Annotated in this window: 1 pseudogene; it reads right to left on the reverse strand. The window is 68.2% G+C overall.

From position 1 onward, the window contains the following. Positions 1–245, reverse strand: a pseudogene (locus ACQ4LH_RS22230) (hypothetical protein); the annotation flags it as partial.

The raw sequence follows: 245 nt of genomic DNA on the forward strand, positions 1-245 counted from the left end.
GGATGGGCCAATGGCGGGCGGAAAGGCACGTCCCAGGGGGTGGCGTTCGGCAGGTCGCGAATAAGCTCGACCTGCATGGCCTGGCGACGCTTGGCCAGCAAGGCCAGGGCATCGTCGATGGCTGGCTGCAGGGCCACGCTTTCCGGTGCATGACGGTCGCGGCGGGCGGAGGCGCGCAGGGGGGGGGTGATCGAAGACAAGCGCTCGGGCAGCTGGGCGGTCCTGTCTCTTTTACACAACTGACG

The organism is Pseudomonas peli (assembly GCF_050563605.1).
GTDB classification, from domain to species: domain Bacteria; phylum Pseudomonadota; class Gammaproteobacteria; order Pseudomonadales; family Pseudomonadaceae; genus Aquipseudomonas; species Aquipseudomonas peli_A.